The 16,805-nt window shown below is 34.6% G+C and carries 15 protein-coding genes and 1 pseudogene; 9 read left to right on the forward strand and 7 right to left on the reverse strand.

What is annotated here, in order from left to right:
• The first annotated feature begins 50 nt into the window (after nucleotides 1-50).
• The 8 genes and pseudogenes from RM51_RS05000 to nhaA all read left to right on the forward strand — a co-directional run bounded on the left by RM51_RS05000 (nucleotide 51) and on the right by nhaA (nucleotide 11,340).
• A complete protein-coding gene (locus RM51_RS05000) occupies nucleotides 51-245 on the forward strand; it encodes a hypothetical protein (protein WP_039365756.1) in 195 nt (64 codons plus the stop codon).
• Entirely contained in the window at nucleotides 238-2,949 is a 2,712-nt protein-coding gene (locus RM51_RS05005; protein WP_039365757.1) for an ATP-binding protein, read from the forward strand. Before RM51_RS05000 ends, RM51_RS05005 begins: the two co-directional genes overlap by 8 nt.
• Entirely contained in the window at nucleotides 2,946-3,305 is a 360-nt protein-coding gene (locus tag RM51_RS05010; protein ID WP_039365759.1) for a response regulator transcription factor, read from the forward strand. Before RM51_RS05005 ends, RM51_RS05010 begins: the two co-directional genes overlap by 4 nt.
• Before the next feature lie 114 nt (nucleotides 3,306-3,419).
• The gene (locus RM51_RS05015; protein WP_039366463.1) at nucleotides 3,420-5,318 is read left to right on the forward strand and encodes an AMP-binding protein; all 1,899 of its coding nucleotides are present in this window, start codon (nucleotides 3,420-3,422) and stop codon (nucleotides 5,316-5,318) included.
• Nucleotides 5,319-5,360: 42 nt separating this feature from the next.
• A pseudogene (gene acs / locus RM51_RS05020) lies at nucleotides 5,361-7,277 on the forward strand (acetate--CoA ligase); the annotation flags it as partial.
• A 212-nt stretch (nucleotides 7,278-7,489) separates the two neighbouring features.
• Nucleotides 7,490-7,855 (forward strand): hypothetical protein, encoded by a 366-nt coding sequence (locus RM51_RS05025; RefSeq protein WP_039365764.1) that lies wholly within the window; start codon nucleotides 7,490-7,492, stop codon nucleotides 7,853-7,855.
• A 105-nt stretch (nucleotides 7,856-7,960) separates the two neighbouring features.
• Entirely contained in the window at nucleotides 7,961-10,165 is a 2,205-nt protein-coding gene (locus RM51_RS05030; RefSeq protein ID WP_039365765.1) for a RelA/SpoT family protein, read from the forward strand.
• 5 nt (nucleotides 10,166-10,170) lie between these two features.
• Complete coding sequence (gene nhaA / locus RM51_RS05035) at nucleotides 10,171-11,340, forward strand: Na+/H+ antiporter NhaA (protein WP_039365767.1); 1,170 nt, start codon at nucleotides 10,171-10,173, stop codon at nucleotides 11,338-11,340.
• 71 nt (nucleotides 11,341-11,411) lie between these two features.
• Here the strand turns inward: nhaA and RM51_RS05040 are convergent, their stop codons facing one another.
• Together RM51_RS05040 and RM51_RS05045 are read right to left on the reverse strand one after the other, a co-directional pair.
• Nucleotides 11,412-12,431, reverse strand: coding sequence for a YihY/virulence factor BrkB family protein (locus RM51_RS05040; RefSeq protein ID WP_039365769.1), 1,020 nt, complete (start codon nucleotides 12,429-12,431; stop codon nucleotides 11,412-11,414).
• A gap of 3 nt (nucleotides 12,432-12,434) precedes the next feature.
• Complete coding sequence (locus RM51_RS05045; protein ID WP_039365771.1) at nucleotides 12,435-13,457, reverse strand: DUF4421 family protein; 1,023 nt, start codon at nucleotides 13,455-13,457, stop codon at nucleotides 12,435-12,437.
• A gap of 123 nt (nucleotides 13,458-13,580) precedes the next feature.
• On the opposite strand from RM51_RS05045, the gene RM51_RS05050 reads away from it, so the two are divergent.
• Entirely contained in the window at nucleotides 13,581-14,054 is a 474-nt protein-coding gene (locus tag RM51_RS05050; RefSeq protein ID WP_039365772.1) for a 23S rRNA (pseudouridine(1915)-N(3))-methyltransferase RlmH, read from the forward strand.
• A gap of 13 nt (nucleotides 14,055-14,067) precedes the next feature.
• Here the strand turns inward: RM51_RS05050 and RM51_RS05055 are convergent, their stop codons facing one another.
• From RM51_RS05055 to RM51_RS05075, 5 genes are read right to left on the reverse strand one after another with little or no spacing between them, the layout of a single operon-like run.
• Nucleotides 14,068-14,523, reverse strand: a complete 456-nt coding sequence (locus tag RM51_RS05055) for a tRNA (cytidine(34)-2'-O)-methyltransferase (RefSeq protein ID WP_039365774.1) — start codon at nucleotides 14,521-14,523, stop codon at nucleotides 14,068-14,070.
• 43 nt (nucleotides 14,524-14,566) lie between these two features.
• Nucleotides 14,567-14,878, reverse strand: a complete 312-nt coding sequence (locus RM51_RS05060) for a hypothetical protein (protein WP_131667046.1) — start codon at nucleotides 14,876-14,878, stop codon at nucleotides 14,567-14,569.
• 12 nt (nucleotides 14,879-14,890) lie between these two features.
• Nucleotides 14,891-15,709 carry a tetratricopeptide repeat protein gene (locus RM51_RS05065; RefSeq protein WP_039365777.1) on the reverse strand — a complete coding sequence of 273 codons (819 nt, stop codon included), beginning with the start codon at nucleotides 15,707-15,709 and terminating at the stop codon, nucleotides 14,891-14,893.
• Complete coding sequence (locus RM51_RS05070) at nucleotides 15,706-16,272, reverse strand: phosphatase PAP2 family protein (protein ID WP_039365778.1); 567 nt, start codon at nucleotides 16,270-16,272, stop codon at nucleotides 15,706-15,708. Before RM51_RS05070 ends, RM51_RS05065 begins: the two co-directional genes overlap by 4 nt.
• Before the next feature lie 6 nt (nucleotides 16,273-16,278).
• A complete protein-coding gene (locus RM51_RS05075) occupies nucleotides 16,279-16,617 on the reverse strand; it encodes a Sec-independent protein translocase subunit TatA/TatB (RefSeq protein WP_039365780.1) in 339 nt (112 codons plus the stop codon).
• Nucleotides 16,618-16,805 lie beyond the last annotated feature (188 nt).

Genomic DNA, 16,805 nt, shown 5'->3' on the forward strand with positions numbered 1-16,805 from the left:
ATGAATGATCCAGCATTTATTCATCAATTATCTTTTATCAATGATCATGTATGAAAAAGAGACACGAACAAAAGCTAATCATTTTAAGCCTCGGACTTCTGATCGCATTCAGTATTCCTATCTCTTTGTTGTTCAACAGCGACAAAGAAGTTTTCGGGTATCCGATGATTCTGATTTATATTTTCGTGATCTGGATGGTTTCCATCATCATTTCTTTTGTAATCGTAAAAAAATATGATGAGTAGTTTCGCGTTATTTACCGTGGTTATGTTTTATCTGGCACTTTTATTCTTAGTCGCTCATTTGGCGGAGAAGAAAAAGAGTAAGCTTTGGATCAACAATCCCTACATCTACGCGCTTTCTCTGGCGGTGTACTGCACAGCCTGGACGTATTACGGAAGCATAGGAGTTGCCGCAACAAGCGGACTTAATTATCTTCCGATTTACATTGGTCCCATCGTGGTAATTCCTGCATGGATTTACATTAATACCAGAATTGTACGAATTTCAAGAGTCAATAAAATCAGTAGTTTGGCGGATTTTATTTCATTACGATACGGTAACAGCAGAAGTTTTAGTGCAATTATTACAATTGTCTGCCTTTTAGCCATTGTTCCTTACATCGGTTTACAGATAAAAGCAATTTCCGAAACTTTTCACTTGGTAACGGAAACACCAATGTCGAATAATATTCTGACAGATAATGCAACTTTCGTTGTGGTTTTAATTGCCTTATTCTCTTCCTATTATGGAACAAAATATGTTGATGCTTCTGAAAAACGTCTAGGAATTATTTCTGCGATCGCTTTAGAAAGTTTTTTAAAGCTTTTCTTTATTATCATTTTAGGATTTTTCGTCATTTATTTTGTTTTTGACGGATTTTCAGACATTTATCAAAAAGCCAGTCAGTTTGAAGATTTTAAAGAAAAAAATACCTTCAACGGAATTGAAGGCGCTTTGAATTGGATGGTTTTATGTATGATTTCCGGAACGGCAATTTGTATTTTGCCAAGACAGTTTCATACCGCAATTGTTGAAAACAGACAGGAAAAACATATTAAAACTGCTATTTGGTTCTTTCCTCTTTATTTATTGATTTTTACCATTTTCATCTTCCCGATTGCATGGGGAGGAAGATTGATTTTTGACGGAGAAAAAGTAAATCCGGAATTCTACTCTATTTTAATTCCTCAGCATTTTGGCAATACATGGATTACTGTTTTTGTGTTTTTAGGTGGATTAAGCTCTTGTATTTCGATGATTATTATTTCTGCCATCACTTTATCCATCATGCTTTCCAACAACCTGATCATTCCGTATGGTTTGTTGGGAAAATTTAAATCTGAAAACGAAGTTCAGAACACACGAAATATTACCAACATCAGGAAATTCAGCATTTTCGCATTGATCATCATGGCGTTTGCCTTTTATAAATATTTCATTTTAAAAACATCATTAGATTCGGTTGGTCTGATCTCATTTGTTGTGATTGCACAATTAGCACCCGCATTTTTTGGAGCTATTTTCTGGAGAAGAGGAAGTTATAAAGGTGCCGTTGTCGGATTATTAGCAGGATTAGCAATTTGTTATTTTGGTTTAATCATTCCTCAATATTATTTTTCTTACAATCAGGAATTCAAAGGAGCTTTGAGAGATATTTATAATGCTTTCGATTTTTTCACGATTCCCTATTTAGGTAAAATTCCTCAGATCTTCTTTTGGTCGTTATTGGTAAACACAGGTTTATTCAGTATTATTTCTGTAAGTATCAAAGGAAATTACCGGGAAAGAAATTTTGCCGAACTGTATGTAGATATTGACAAATACATTCAAAACCACGAAAACGCTTTCATTTGGCGCGGAACAGCCTATGTTTCAGATATTAAAAATATTCTTGAAAGATTTTTAGGTAAAAATAAGACAGAGCAAGCGTTAAGAATTTTCAATTTAAAATACAATATTGATTCCCAAGCAGAAACTGCAGATTCAAGATTTATCAAGTTTTCAGAAAACCTTTTAGCCGGAAGAATCGGAACTGCTTCTGCCAAAATTTTGATTGAAGGCGTAACGAAAGAAGATAAAATATCTTTAAAGGAGGTCTTAAATATTTTAGAGGAGTCCAAAGAGAATATTACACTCAATAAAAAGCTAACCGAACAATCTGAAGAACTTCAAAAGCTATCTGATGATTTAAGAAAAGCCAATGAAAGTTTAATCATCAAAGACCATCAAAAAGACGATTTCCTTGATTCCGTTGCTCATGAATTGAGAACTCCGATTACCGCTATCCGTTCTGCCGGAGAAATTTTAGCAGATGACGATGATATCCCTTTAGATATCAAAAGAGAATTTTTAAATAATATCATCACAGAATCTGACAGACTAAGCGAAATCATTAATGACATTCTTTATTTAGACAAACTTCAACACGGAGAAATTGTTTTACATATTCAGGAAAACAATATCATCGAAACCTATAAAAAGGCTTTAAACCCTCTTCTGCATTTGATTCAGCAGAAAAATATCCATTTGAGTGAAGTTAATCTCTTAAACCAGTTTTTATTCAGATATGATGAAGCAAGAATGATTCAGCTATTTCAGAACATTTTAGGAAATGCCTTAAAGTTTACCGATGAACAGGGAACCATTCAAACGAAATTATCTGAAAAAGAAAATCAATTAGTTATTAAAATTTTCAACACAGGAAAACATATTCCTGAAGAAGATCTGGAAATGATTTTTGATAAATTTTATCAGTCGAAAAATCAAAATATTTTAAAACCTACAGGAAGCGGACTTGGACTCGCCATTTCTAAAAAAATAGTTCAGGCTCAAGGAGGCTCCATAAAAGCAGAAAACAGTGGGTTGGGTGTGACTTTTACCATCACCCTCCCTGAAAAAATAAAAGAGAATAAAAATGAAGTTGAACAACACAAACACACCCCATGAAAAAGATAATTATTGCAGATGATGAGCACAAAATATTAATGTCGCTGGAATACAGTTTCAAAAAAAACGGTTATGATGTTTTCATTGCAAGAGACGGTACAGAAGTTCTGGAATTCTTAAAAACAATGGTTCCGGATGTGATTTTACTGGATATTATGATGCCAAACTTAGATGGGTACAGCACATTGGAACTCATCAAACAAGACGAAAAATTAAAAGATACAAAAGTTATTTTCCTGAGTGCGAAAAACAACCCGAAAGATATTGAAAGAGGATTGGAAATGGGAGCTGATGCATATGTAACGAAACCTTATTCTATAAAAAAACTGATGCAGCAGATTGAGGAAATGTTTTAAACCATTAAAGTTTTAATTAAGGAATTAAGAGTATTAAGAGATTGCTTCGTCGCTTCGCTCCTCGCAATGACAAAACCAAAGAGCCAACAACTCCCTAAAAAACAAAAAATTCATATGAATACAGATAGTCTATTCACAAGAAGTATAGAAGACAAAGAGAATTTCTGGAAAGAACAGGCTCAGGAAATCAGCTGGTTTGAATTTCCTACGCAGATACTTTCTGAAGATGAGAAAAATTATACTCAATGGTTTTCCGACGGAAAATTGAATATGTCTTATCTGTGTATTGACAAACATATTGAAGACGGTTTTGGAGAGCAGGTTGCCATTGTTTATGACTCACCTGTAACCCAACAGAAAAAAACCTATACATTTAATCAGGCAAAAGAAGAAGTTTCAAAATTAGCAGGAGGATTGGTTTCTTTAGGCCTAAAAAAAGGAGACACCGCTGTTATTTATATGCCAATGATTCCGCAAACGCTTTTCGCCATGTTAGCTTGTGCGAGAATCGGAGTGATTCACAATGTGGTTTTCGGAGGTTTTGCACCCCATGAATTAGTAGTGAGAATCGACGATTGTAAACCTAAAGCGTTGATAACAGCAACCGCAGGAGTAGAAATCGCAAAGAGAATACCCTATTTACCTTTGGTAGAAAAAGCAATTGAATTAGCTCAGGATAAAGTTGACAACATCATTGTTTACAACAGAAAACTAGTAAACAATCAACACGAAATGTTTGAAGGACTGATCGATTATGAAGAATTAGTTCAACAATCAGAACCTGCAGACTGTGTTTCCGTTGAATCTACTCACCCACTCTATTTATTATACACATCCGGAACAACAGGAAAGCCAAAGGGAATTACCCGTGATACAGGTGGATATGCAACAGCGTTAAAATTTTCCATGAAATACATTTACGGCGTTGAACCGGGAGAAACCTATTGGGCAGCATCCGATTTTGGCTGGGCAGTTGGTCATAGTTTTTCAGTGTACGGACCTTTAATCAATAGAAATACAACTATCATTTTCGAAGGAAAACCCATTATGACTCCCGATGCAGGAACATTTTGGAGAATTATTTCAGAATATAAAGTTTCAGTAATGTTCACTGCTCCAACAGCCATTCGTGCAATTAAAAAGGAAGATCCGAACGGAGAATTGGTAAAAAAATACGATTTAAACCATTTTAAAAAACAGTTTTTAGCCGGGGAAAGATGTGATGTTGCGACTTTAGACTGGTTTGCAGAACATATCGGAGTTCCTGCAATCGATCACTGGTGGCAAACTGAATCAGGCTGGCCAATGCTAGGTTTAATGACCTATGATGAAAATTACAAAATAAAAAGAGCCGCTGCCGGAAAACCAATTCCGGGTTACGATATAAAAATCTTCGATGAGAACGGATATGAACTCGATGCACACCAAGAAGGATACTTAATCATCAAACTTCCACTTCCTCCGGGAGCCTTATTAGGAATCTGGAATGATAATGAGCGTTTTCAAAATAGTTATTTATCACAATACAACGGATATTATTTTTCAGGAGACGGAGCGATAAAAGATGAAGACGGTTATATTTTCATTACAGGAAGAGTCGATGATGTCATAAATGTTGCAGGACATCGACTTTCCACTTCTGAAATGGAGGAAATTGTTTCGTCTCATCCCGATGTAGCAGAATGCGCCGTTGTCGGAATTGATGATGAACTGAAAGGACAAATTCCTTTCGCTACGGTTGTTTTAAAAAATGGCTCCACAATTTCGGAAGAAGAAGTAGAAAAAGACATTGTAAAAACTGTCCGTGAAAAAATCGGAGCTGTTGCCTGTCTTAAAAATGTAATGGTTGTAAAACGTTTACCAAAAACACGTTCGGGAAAGATTTTAAGAAAACTGGTCCGAACCTTATTAGACGGAAAAGAATTCCAGATTCCATCGACAATTGATGACGAAAAAATCATTGAAGAAATTCAGGAAAAAATTACAGAATATAGAGCCGGAACAAGAAATTAAACATAAATTTAATCTAAATAAAATTCAAATTTCAAAAACGAAAGAGATATGAGAAATTACCTAATAGAAGATTTACCACACTATTTTGAAGAGTATAAAAACTCTATCAAAAATCCTAAGAAATTCTGGGACAAGATAGCCGACCAAAATTTTGTGTGGTATCAGAGATGGAGCAAGGTTGTAAAGTATGATATGAATGAAGCGAAAATCACCTGGTTTAAAAACGCAAAACTAAATATCACCAAAAACTGTTTAGACAGACATCTTTCCGTAAGAGGCGAAAAAACAGCTATTATTTGGGAGCCCAACGATCCGAAAGAAGAAGCACAGCATATTTCTTACAACGAATTATATACAAGAGTTAACAAAACGGCCAATGTTTTAAAAGAAATGGGCATCGAAAAAGGCGACAGAGTCTGCATCTACCTTCCGATGATTCCTGAGTTGGCGATTACCATGTTGGCTTGTGCTAAACTGGGCGCTGTTCATTCCGTAATTTTTGCGGGATTTTCCGCATCTGCCGTCTCTTCAAGAGTCAATGACTGTGGAGCAAAAATGGTGATTACATCAGACGGAAGCTACAGGGGAAGCAAAGTGTTAGACTTAAAAAGCATCGTAGATGAAGCGTTGGAAAAAACACCAACCGTGGAAAATGTTTTGGTGGTAAAAAGAACCAACAATCCAATTAAAATGAAGGAACATAGAGATTTCTGGCTAGCTGATCTGTATGAAAAAGCATCCGCTGATTTCGTTACCATCATTATGGATGCAGAAGATCCACTTTTCATTCTGTATACTTCCGGTTCTACAGGAAAACCAAAAGGAATGCTTCATACGTGCGCAGGATACATGGTTTATACCGCTTATACTTTCAAAAATGTATTCAACTATAAAGAAAACGATATTTATTGGTGTACAGCCGATATCGGCTGGATTACAGGACACTCATACATTTTGTATGGACCACTTTTAAATGGGGCAACCACCGTAATCTTCGAAGGTGTACCGACTTACCCTGAACCGGACAGATTCTGGGAAGTTATTGAAAAACACAAAGTAACCCAATTCTACACCGCTCCTACTGCAATTCGTTCATTAGCAAAAGAAAGTACAGAATGGGTGGACAAGCATGATTTAAGCACCTTAAAAGTAATCGGTTCTGTCGGTGAGCCTATTAATGATGAAGCTTGGCATTGGTTTAATGATCATGTCGGAAAGAAAAAATGCCCGGTTGTTGATACTTGGTGGCAAACTGAAACGGGAGGAATCATGATCTCACCGCTTCCATTTGTTACCCCTACAAAACCGACTTATGCAACGCTACCTTTACCGGGAATTCAACCCGTTCTGATGGATGATAAACGTAATGAAATCTCGGGAAATCAAGTAACAGGAAATCTTTGCATCCGTTTTCCGTGGCCGGGAATTGCAAGAACAATCTGGGGAGATCATCAACGTTATAAAGAAACCTATTTCTCTGCTTTCCCTGGAAAATATTTTACAGGTGATGGTGCTTTGAGAGACGAAGTTGGCTATTACAGAATTACAGGTCGTGTGGATGACGTGATTATCGTTTCTGGGCACAATTTAGGAACCGCTCCAATTGAAGACAGCATCAATGAACATCCTGCTGTAGCGGAATCTGCGATTGTAGGGTTTCCTCACGATATCAAAGGAAGTGCATTGTATGGCTTTGTTATTTTAAAAGATTCAGGAGCGGACAGAAAGCAGGAGAATCTTGTAAAAGAGATCAATCAATTGATTTCTGATCAAATAGGACCAATTGCTAAACTGGATAAAATTCAGTTTGTTTCAGGGCTTCCGAAAACGCGTTCCGGAAAAATCATGCGTAGAATTCTGAGAAAAATTGCAGAAGGAGATTTCAGTAACTTTGGAGACATTACGACTCTATTAAATCCTGAGATTGTTGAAGAAATTAAAAACGAGCGAATTAATTAAACTATATGAACTGAGAAATCAGGAGAACGGGCTTAAACGCCCGTTTTTTCATTTACAAATACTTAAAATTAAACACACGTTCAATAGAAATATACAAATATTAAATCAAAAACAATAGATAAAATTATAAAATATTAAATTTTATTAAAAATAATTTAATTCGTATTCAAAATAGTATTATCTTTAAGGTACAAATTTAAAAACTATTGCTTATGTCAAATATATTAGCTGGATTATTTGAACATCACAGCGATTACAAAAAGCTCGAAGCAGATTTAGAAAATTCTGGTTTCACAAGTTCTGATTATATTGTATATCTTAATGATTCACTGCACCATTCCCAATATCTGGTCAGTGTAGCTGTTCAAGATAATCACCAAGCCAATATTGCGAAAGATATTTTCACCAAGCACACGGTTCATAAAACATATTTATTTGAAAATATGAGTATTGAACAAGCTGATTACGCCCATCTCAAAGGATATATTGATGCCAGAAATAAGGCTGAAATTCACAACTGCCCGGAAGTAAGAATAAAAGCATCAAGTACAGGGATGGATTCTGAAGTAAAATTCTAATAAAGATAAAATTCTAATAGCCAAAGATCCGTAGAGTCATCTACGGATTTTCTTATTGGAAAAATGCTTATTTTTTCGTATATTCGTCTAAACATAGGTATTCACATGAGCTACGACTTAGAGCAAGAAAATAAAGAAATTCTTGCAAGATATAAAGATTTAATTTCCAATACATACAGAACTTTGGATGAGGAAAACAATAAGCTCATCCGAAAGGCATTTGATATTGCGCTAGATGCTCATAAAGAACAAAGAAGAAAAACCGGAGAACCTTATATTTACCACCCTATTGCCGTAGCAAAGATTGTTGCTACCGAAATTGGTTTGGGAGCTACTTCTATTGCCTGTGCGCTTCTACACGACGTGATTGAAGATTCAGATTATACATACGAAGATTTAAAGAAAATATTCGGAAAAAAAATTGCGGATATCGTAAATGGATTGACGAAAATATCCATTATGAACCATCAAAATATCTCCGTACAATCTGAAAATTACAGAAAGCTGCTTCTTACCCTTTCAGAAGATTTCAGAGTTATTCTGATTAAGATTGCAGACCGTCTTCACAATATGCGAACCTTGGAAAGCATGGCTCCGGATAAGCAGAAGAAAATTGCTTCTGAAACCGTTTATATCTATGCTCCGATGGCGCACCGTTTAGGGCTCTATAATATCAAATCTGAGCTTGAAGATCTATCTTTAAAATATAACAATCCTGATGTTTATAATGAAATTTCGGAGAAATTAGAATTAGCTAAGGAAAACCGTGAAAGATATATTGAGGAGTTTACAAAAGAAGTTTCTAAAAAGCTACATGAAGAAGGATTAAACTTTAAAATTAAAGGTCGTGCAAAAGCTATTTCTTCTATTTACAGAAAGATGCTGAAACAAGGGGTTTCTTTTGAAGAGGTCTTTGACAACTACGCGATCAGAATCATCTATAAATCAGATGCTAAGAATGAAAAATTTCTTGCTTGGAAAATATATTCAATTGTAACGGATGTTTATCACAGTAACCCTTCCAGAATGCGTGACTGGATTACACAACCGCGTTCTACAGGATACGAGAGTTTACATTTAACGGTTCTTGGTCCTGATAAAAAATGGATCGAAGTGCAAATCCGTTCCGAAAGAATGGATGAAATTGCAGAAAAAGGAGTTGCTGCACATTACAAATACAAAGAAGGCTATAAACAAAGTTCGGAAGACCGAAATTTTGAAAATTGGGTAACAGAGATTCGTGAAGTACTGGAACAACAGCAAAACCTTTCTACATCAGAACTTTTGGATAATATTAAACTTAATTTATATTCAAAAGAGGTTTTTGTATTTACGCCCAAAGGGGAAATTAAAATTTTACCGACCAATGCTACCGCTTTAGATTTTGCTTTTGCTGTGCATTCAGATTTAGGAATGAAATGTTTAGGTGCAAAAATCAACGGAAAGCTTGTTCCTATTTCCTATACCCTTCAAAACGGAGATCAGGTAGATATTTTATCTTCACAGAATCAAAAACCAAAATCAGATTGGCTTGAATTTGTTGTTACTTCTAAAGCTAAATCTAAGATTAAAAGCTATTTAAATTCACAAAAAAATCAGATTGTAGAAGAAGGAAAAGAAATTCTTCAGAGAAAACTGCGCCACGCAAAAATTAACTTTAATGATGAGGAAATCAATAAACTGCAAAAATTCTTCAATCTTAAAAGTTCGCAGGAGCTATTTCTTAAATTCCAAAATAACGAACTGGATGCAAGCAGTTTAAGAAAATATATCGAAAGTAAAAACGTTTTCAACAACTTACTTTCCAGATTCAGAAAGTCGCCTTCAAAGAATGTACACTACGAAGAGCCTAAAGAGCAGAATCTGGATATGATTGTCTTCGGGAAAGATGAGGAAAAACTTAATTACAGCTATGCAAAATGCTGTACCGTAATTCCGGGAGACAAAATTTTTGGATTTATTACTATTTCTGACGGAATTAAAGTACACAGTGACAATTGTCCTAATGCTATCAATCTACGTGCACAGTACGATTATAGGGTAATTCCTGCAAAATGGGTAAATGAAGAGAGCTTTAAAAACAGAATAAAAATTGAAATTGAAGGTCTGGACAGAATGGGAATGATCAATGATATAACAACCGTAATAAGCGGCGCAATGGGAATGGATATGAAGAGTATGTCTATTGAATCTAACAATGGTGTTTTCAACGGTACTATAAATCTTGAAGTGAAGAATAGAAACCAGCTAGAAGAAACCTTCAAAAAACTGAAAGGTATCAACGGAGTTTCAAGGATAAGAAGAATATAATTGGAATGAAATTAACTTTATATTTTAAAAAATTCTTCAACAGTAGTCAGTTTTCGGGAATTATGCTCATTTTATGTGTCATAGTTTCCTTATTGATTGCCAACTCATCTGCCGGCGAAAGTTTTCAGAAACTGTTAGACACAACAGTAGGAACTTCTCTTTTTCATTTAGAATATCCTATAAGTATCTGGATTAATGATGGTTTAATGGCTATCTTTTTCCTATTAGTAGGTCTTGAGATTAAAAGAGAAATTATTGAAGGGGAACTTTCTTCTTTTAAAAATGCTTCTCTTCCTATTTTTGCTGCTGTTGGCGGAATGCTCGTTCCTGCCGTTATTTTCACAATTTTCAATTATGGAACGCCTTACGAAAATGGTTGGGGAATTCCTATGGCAACAGATATCGCTTTCTCATTGGCTATTATTTCAATGCTTGGAAGCAGGATCCCCAATTCAATTAAGATTTTCCTAGCTGCATTGGCGATTGTAGATGATTTGGGAGCTATTTTGGTAATTGCCATCTTCTATACCGACCAAATCCACTGGGTTTATTTATTCCTTTCTTTAGGAGTAACAATCTTATTATTCCTGTTAAACTTTTTTAAAGTCACCAAACTTATTTTTTATATTATTCTGGGGTTATTTCTCTGGTATTTCCTTCATCATTCCGGAATTCATGCGACGATTGCAGGAGTTTTACTGGCGTTCTCCATCCCTACCAATGAATCAAATACAGAAATATCTCCATTAGAAAAACTGGAACATCAACTACAATTTCCGGTAAGCTTTTTAATCATGCCTGTATTTGCTCTTGCCAATACGAATATCACATTTACTAATGGAATGGTTGGTGGACTTACCAGTACGTTAGGACTAGGAATTATCTGCGGATTGGTTTTAGGTAAATTGATAGGAATCAATCTGTTCTCTTTTTTAGCTATAAAATTAAAAGTAAGCTCTTTACCACAGAATAGTTCATGGAGACAAATGATAGGAGTCGGATGTTTGGCAGGAATCGGTTTTACCATGTCTATTTTTATCTCCCTGCTTTCTTTTAAAACGGAAATACAGATTCAGGATGAAGCCAAGTTTGCCATACTGGTCGCTTCTTTTTTATCAGCATTTTTAGGCTTTATCATCTTGAAAATAAGTTCTAAGAAATATTCAGGAGAGTAAAACTCAATATTTACAAAAACAAAGCCTTATTAAATTACACCATTAGTTTAATAAGGCTTTTTACATCAGGATTATGCTTTAAAATCGCTTTGCTGATTTAATTTTCTGGTATGTTCTTCATCGCTTTCCAAGTTAGGTTCCTTAGTTCCCGTGTGATAACTTAAAGCTTCCTTCTGAAGTTCATCTGAAAGTAGTTTTTCAATTCTGAGCTTTCTGATCGCCATATTCAGTTCGTTTCCGAAAAGAAGAAGATATACATTTACATTTACCCAAACCATCAGAAGGATCATACTTCCGATAGAGCCATATAACACGTTGTATCTTGCGATATCTTTTACATAAATGGCAAAAATATAAGTGGTAAGAACAAACAAAACCGTTGTTAAGATTGCTCCCGGAACTGCCTGTCTGAATCTTGTAATCTTCACGGTACCCAACCAATAAAACAAGGCCAAAAGGATAAAGTAAAACACAGGAAAAGAAACAAATCCGATGATTTTAGAAAGGTTATTCACCAGCCATGAAATATCATAAGACGGGGTAAACAGTTTCATGACAACTTCTACATAATACACTCCAAAAAGTGCCAGAAATACAATTAAAATAAACCCGATGGTAATGAAAAAAGAAAGTATAAATTCTTTCACATCCGTCAGCTTTTCTTCAGAATTTTCATTAAAACCATTGATTAAGGAAAACGTACCATTCGTCGCAAATACCAATGCTAAAACAATCGTCAGATTACTGATTCCCTTCATATTAGGAATAATATTTGTTTCTATATAGCCTCTTACATCACCTTCCATATTTGAGGGAAATACATTGTGCATCAAAACCTCAAAAATATAGAATTGAAGCTTGTCATAATGCGGCATATAAGGTAAAACGGACAATAAGAAAAGAATAAACGGAAATAAACTTATGGTAAAGCTCCAGGAAATTGCCGCTGCTTTTCTTCCTATTTTCCCTTTGAAAATACCTGAAATATAGATTTGAAACATCTGCCAAAGCGATATTCCTAAAACAGGAATATGAATGTCATCAAAAAACTCTTGAATTTTCAAGATAAATCTAGGAAGTTTTATACCCATAAGTTACTTTAAAATATGATCTATTCTATCAAAGTTTCTGTTTACAAATGTAGGTGAATTAAACCGGAAACCAACTCCCACCCGAAACAACCACTGTGTTGTTGAATAAAAATTCTCATTAGAACTGTTGATCCAGTTCAGCTGAAATCCCCCACCGAAAAACCATTTTCCGTTATCATATCCCATTCTTGCATTGGAATACAATCCCACATTAAACTCATGAAAGTCTTCTCCTATTAATTTTGAATAATACAATTCTGGATAAGCTTCTACGATAGTATACCAATTGCCTCCAATTTTTTTCTGCACACCTCCACCCGATCTTAGAGCAATTCTAAAATCCTTTGAAGGCGAATCATCTGCACTTTCACTAAAAATTTCGCCCTGATAGATTGTCTTATTAAGATCACTGAGAATATTATACTGATAAAACAATCCTGTACTTACAATAAAAACATCTTTCAGCGGCTTATACGTCATATTGTTGAAACTTCTGTAGTCAGTTTTATTTCCCAGCCACAGATAACTTGTTTCGCCTTTAAAAGACTTATATTTCGCATCAGGAAACTGTAAATAACCTTCTTCATTATAATCTTCGTCGTAAATCAGGCGCATAAATTCTTTGGTATCCTGAAAATACAATCCTTTCACTTCACTAAAATAAACATATTGCCTGAGTTTTGGGCTAAGAAAAAAAGTAAATCCTACGTTGAAATACTTTGATTTTCCTTTTTCGGGATCATCATTATTGATTCTCGTTAGTTTCGGAGCAAAAGAAAAACTCACATCCAGCCATCGATAGCGCAAGAAAAACTCGGTATAAAAAGCGTCATTAGGTCTTAACCGAAAAACTTTATCCTGATACAATAATCCAAAAATATTGTGGATATAACTTAATCCCGTAACGACTGAAATTTTATTTTTATCCTCTTCTACATATTTCTTCTCCTGAGTTTCGTCAATTTCCTGAGCATAGGAAAGTAATGAAAAACAGATCAAGAAACAGGAAAGGATTTTTTCTTTCATGAGATGGGTGTTCTAACAAAAGTAATGATTTTTTTAAACTTAAAATTCTCTAAAAGTTGCTCAAATTATGACTTTCTTTAATTTATGAATATCTTTGACCCTGTAAATATTTAAAGACAGAAAATGCAGATTAATTTGCTTTGTATTGGTAAAACAGACGATAAGGAAATCACTTCATTAATTAGTTACTATCTAAAACGTCTTCCCAAACACTGGAATTTTGAAATTATTGAAATTCCTGATGTTAAAAATGCCAAGAATCTCACTCCGGATCTTCTGAAAAAAGAAGAGGCCAAGCTTTTTCTGAACCATATCGATAAGAATGATTTGGTGATTATTCTCGACGAAAAAGGAAAACAATTTACCAGCAGAGAATTTGCTCAGAAAATTGATACCTGGATGAATTCATCGGTAAAGAAAATTCACCTTTTGATCGGTGGAGCGTATGGTTTTTCTGATGAAATCTATAGTAGAACCAACGAAAAAATGTCATTATCTAAAATGACATTTACGCACCAAATGATTCGGTTATTTATCGTTGAACAATTGTATCGTGCTGATCAGATTTTACAGGGAAAACCTTACCATAACGATTAATATTTCTTTTAAACTAAATTTTTAAACCAATCTGTCTTTTAGCTTCACCCACCACAAAAGCAACAGAATTAGCAATATTAAAACTTCTGATCAATTTAGACATCGGAATGGTCAAATGATTTTCAAAACGAGCTAAAACTTCTTTGCTTAAACCAACACTCTCTTTCCCGAAAACCAGCCAGTCTCCATCTTTAAATTCTGTTTCCAGATAAGATTTCTCGGCATGAGAACTCATCAGAAAAACGCGAGAAAGATCAGGAATAGTTTGTATCCATTCGTCTACGTTGGTATATTCTGTCACATCCAAATGAACCCAATAATCCAACCCCGAACGCTTTAGATTTTTATCATTTATTACAAATCCAAAAGGGTGAATAAGGTGTAAACGACTTTCTGTTCCTACACATAATCTTCCGATATTTCCTGTGTTATTAGGTATTTCAGGTTCTACAAGAACAATGTTTAGCATGAAATTGATATTGATTTAAAAACTTTTTAAAGATATAATAAGATTAATTTTTTGTAACTACCGTCACCACTTGGGTAATTCCTTTTTCTTTTAATTTTTTCTTGATTTTATCATCGGTAAGCACCATTACATATTTAATGTTTTCAGAAGGGACTTTTTTCACAGCCTCAACATTACTTTCCGTTTTATTGATGTAAAAAATGGATTTACCCGGTGATTCTTCAGATTTTTTCAACGCTGCCACCAAAAGAGAATTTTCCTGAGGCTTTGTTTCAGCTTGTTGAGCATTTACGAAAGCCATCACTCCAAGAGTGAAAATTGTAGTTACGAATAATTTTAGATTTGGTAATTTCATATAATATATTAATTATTTTTTCTCACATTTGGTATAATATTCTGCCAGAAGAGCTTTTTCATAGCCTAAACTTACTGCTTTATCTAAATTTGTACAGCCTTCTTTGGGTTTTTCGGTATCAAATAGAATCTGTGCTTTAGTAACGTAGGCCTGAGCAAATTTAGGATCAACTGAAATTGATTTATTAACATCCGCAAGAGCCTCTTTTGGTTTCTTCATTTTAAGATAGATATCTCCTCTTCCGCTGTATAATAATGATTCCGGTTTTTCAGAAATCAATTGGTTATAATCTTTTAAAGCACTTTCCAGATCTCCATTTCTTTTCTTAAGATTCGCCAACCCTGTTCTTGCGAAAATATTATCCGGAGCAAAACTTAAAATATGCTTCAAGTCCTGTTGTGCCAAATCTTTCTTTCCTAAATTCTCATAAATTTTTGAACGGAGTAAATAGAGATTCGCACTCTCTGGTTCTAATGAAATTCCGGTATTGACGTATTCTAAAGCTTTGACTTTATTTCCTTTTTGATTGTGTAAAGAAGCCAAATTTTCGTAAACAGAAACCGATTTCGGATTTGACTTTAATGCAGATTCATAAGATTTGAACGCCTGAGTTGTTTTCCCTAATCTTCTCTGAGAAGTTCCCAGTCTGTCATAGTATTCCGACTGAAACCTCTGAATATTTTCTTTATCTGCAAGCTTTGTATACTGCTCTTCTGCGCATTTATAATCTGCTTTATTAAAGCATTCTTCTGCTATTTTTTTATCTTGTCCGTAAAATGATTGAACTGCCGAAAATGTGGCAAGAGTAAGAAGGAATAGTTTAGTTTTCATATAGTTTTAGTTTGTTTGTTGATCACTTTTATGGCGAGCATAGCAAAAAGCCCTCCCAATAAAGATCCAACAAACGCCCCCACCAAAATATCTATCGGAAAATGCACGCCTAAATAAATTCTGCTGTACGCTACTACTGTAGCCCACACAAATATAAAATAAGGAATCCATTTAAGCTTATTTTTTAATAAAAAACTTAAATAAGATGCTAAAAAGAAAGTATTAGAGGCATGTGCAGAATAAAAACCAAATTGTCCCCCACATTTCACAATTCTCATATGATCTTGTAAACTTGGGTCGTGACAAGGTCTTAATCTCGCTACTCCATATTTAAAAATGCTTGCAAGCTGATCGGAAATAGTAACTCCAATCGCGATAAATATTAAGATAAAAACAAATGATCTTAGCTTATAATTTTTGAACAGTAAATAACAGAAAATAATGTAAAGCGGAACCCATATCCAGGTACTTGAAATCAACATCCAAAACTGATCGAAAGAAGAACTTCCTAAATTGTTTAGATATAAAAATACACTTTTATCTTCCTGAATAATTTCTTCCATACGTTCTTATCTGCTTACAGGTCCTTCGTAAGTTTCGTCTTCAGAAGGTTTAATTTTTTCCTGCTCCGTTTTATTAGAAGATGGTTCAGTTAAGATATCTTTTTCAATATCTTTCATCGGATTAAAATCTTTGGCAGCATCTTTTACCTTCTCAATCTCACGCTTAATCTCAGAAACAGGATTATCTGTTTCTTTCATAATTTCTGTTTTGATGTCCTCTACTGCACCACGCATTTTTCTTACGCCTGCTCCTAAGTCACGCGCAATCTGAGGCAATTTATCCGGTCCGAATAATACTACGATTGCCACGGCAATCAGTGCCATTTCTCCAATGCTTAATTCCATTTGCCAAAATTACGAAAGATTATGCAATTGTATTATGTTATCCATCAATTTTAAATAAATTTTAAGAATTTAAACTGATTAGAGTTTCGGGGTTCGTGATTCGGGGCTTTTGAAGTTTTAATCATGTGATGATCATTCTTAGGAAAGTAGAGTTTATTATCATTATTATGTTCTACACTATACTACTC

The sequence above is a fragment of the Chryseobacterium taiwanense genome, assembly GCF_000813825.1.
GTDB classification, from domain to species: Bacteria; Bacteroidota; Bacteroidia; order Flavobacteriales; family Weeksellaceae; genus Chryseobacterium; species Chryseobacterium taiwanense.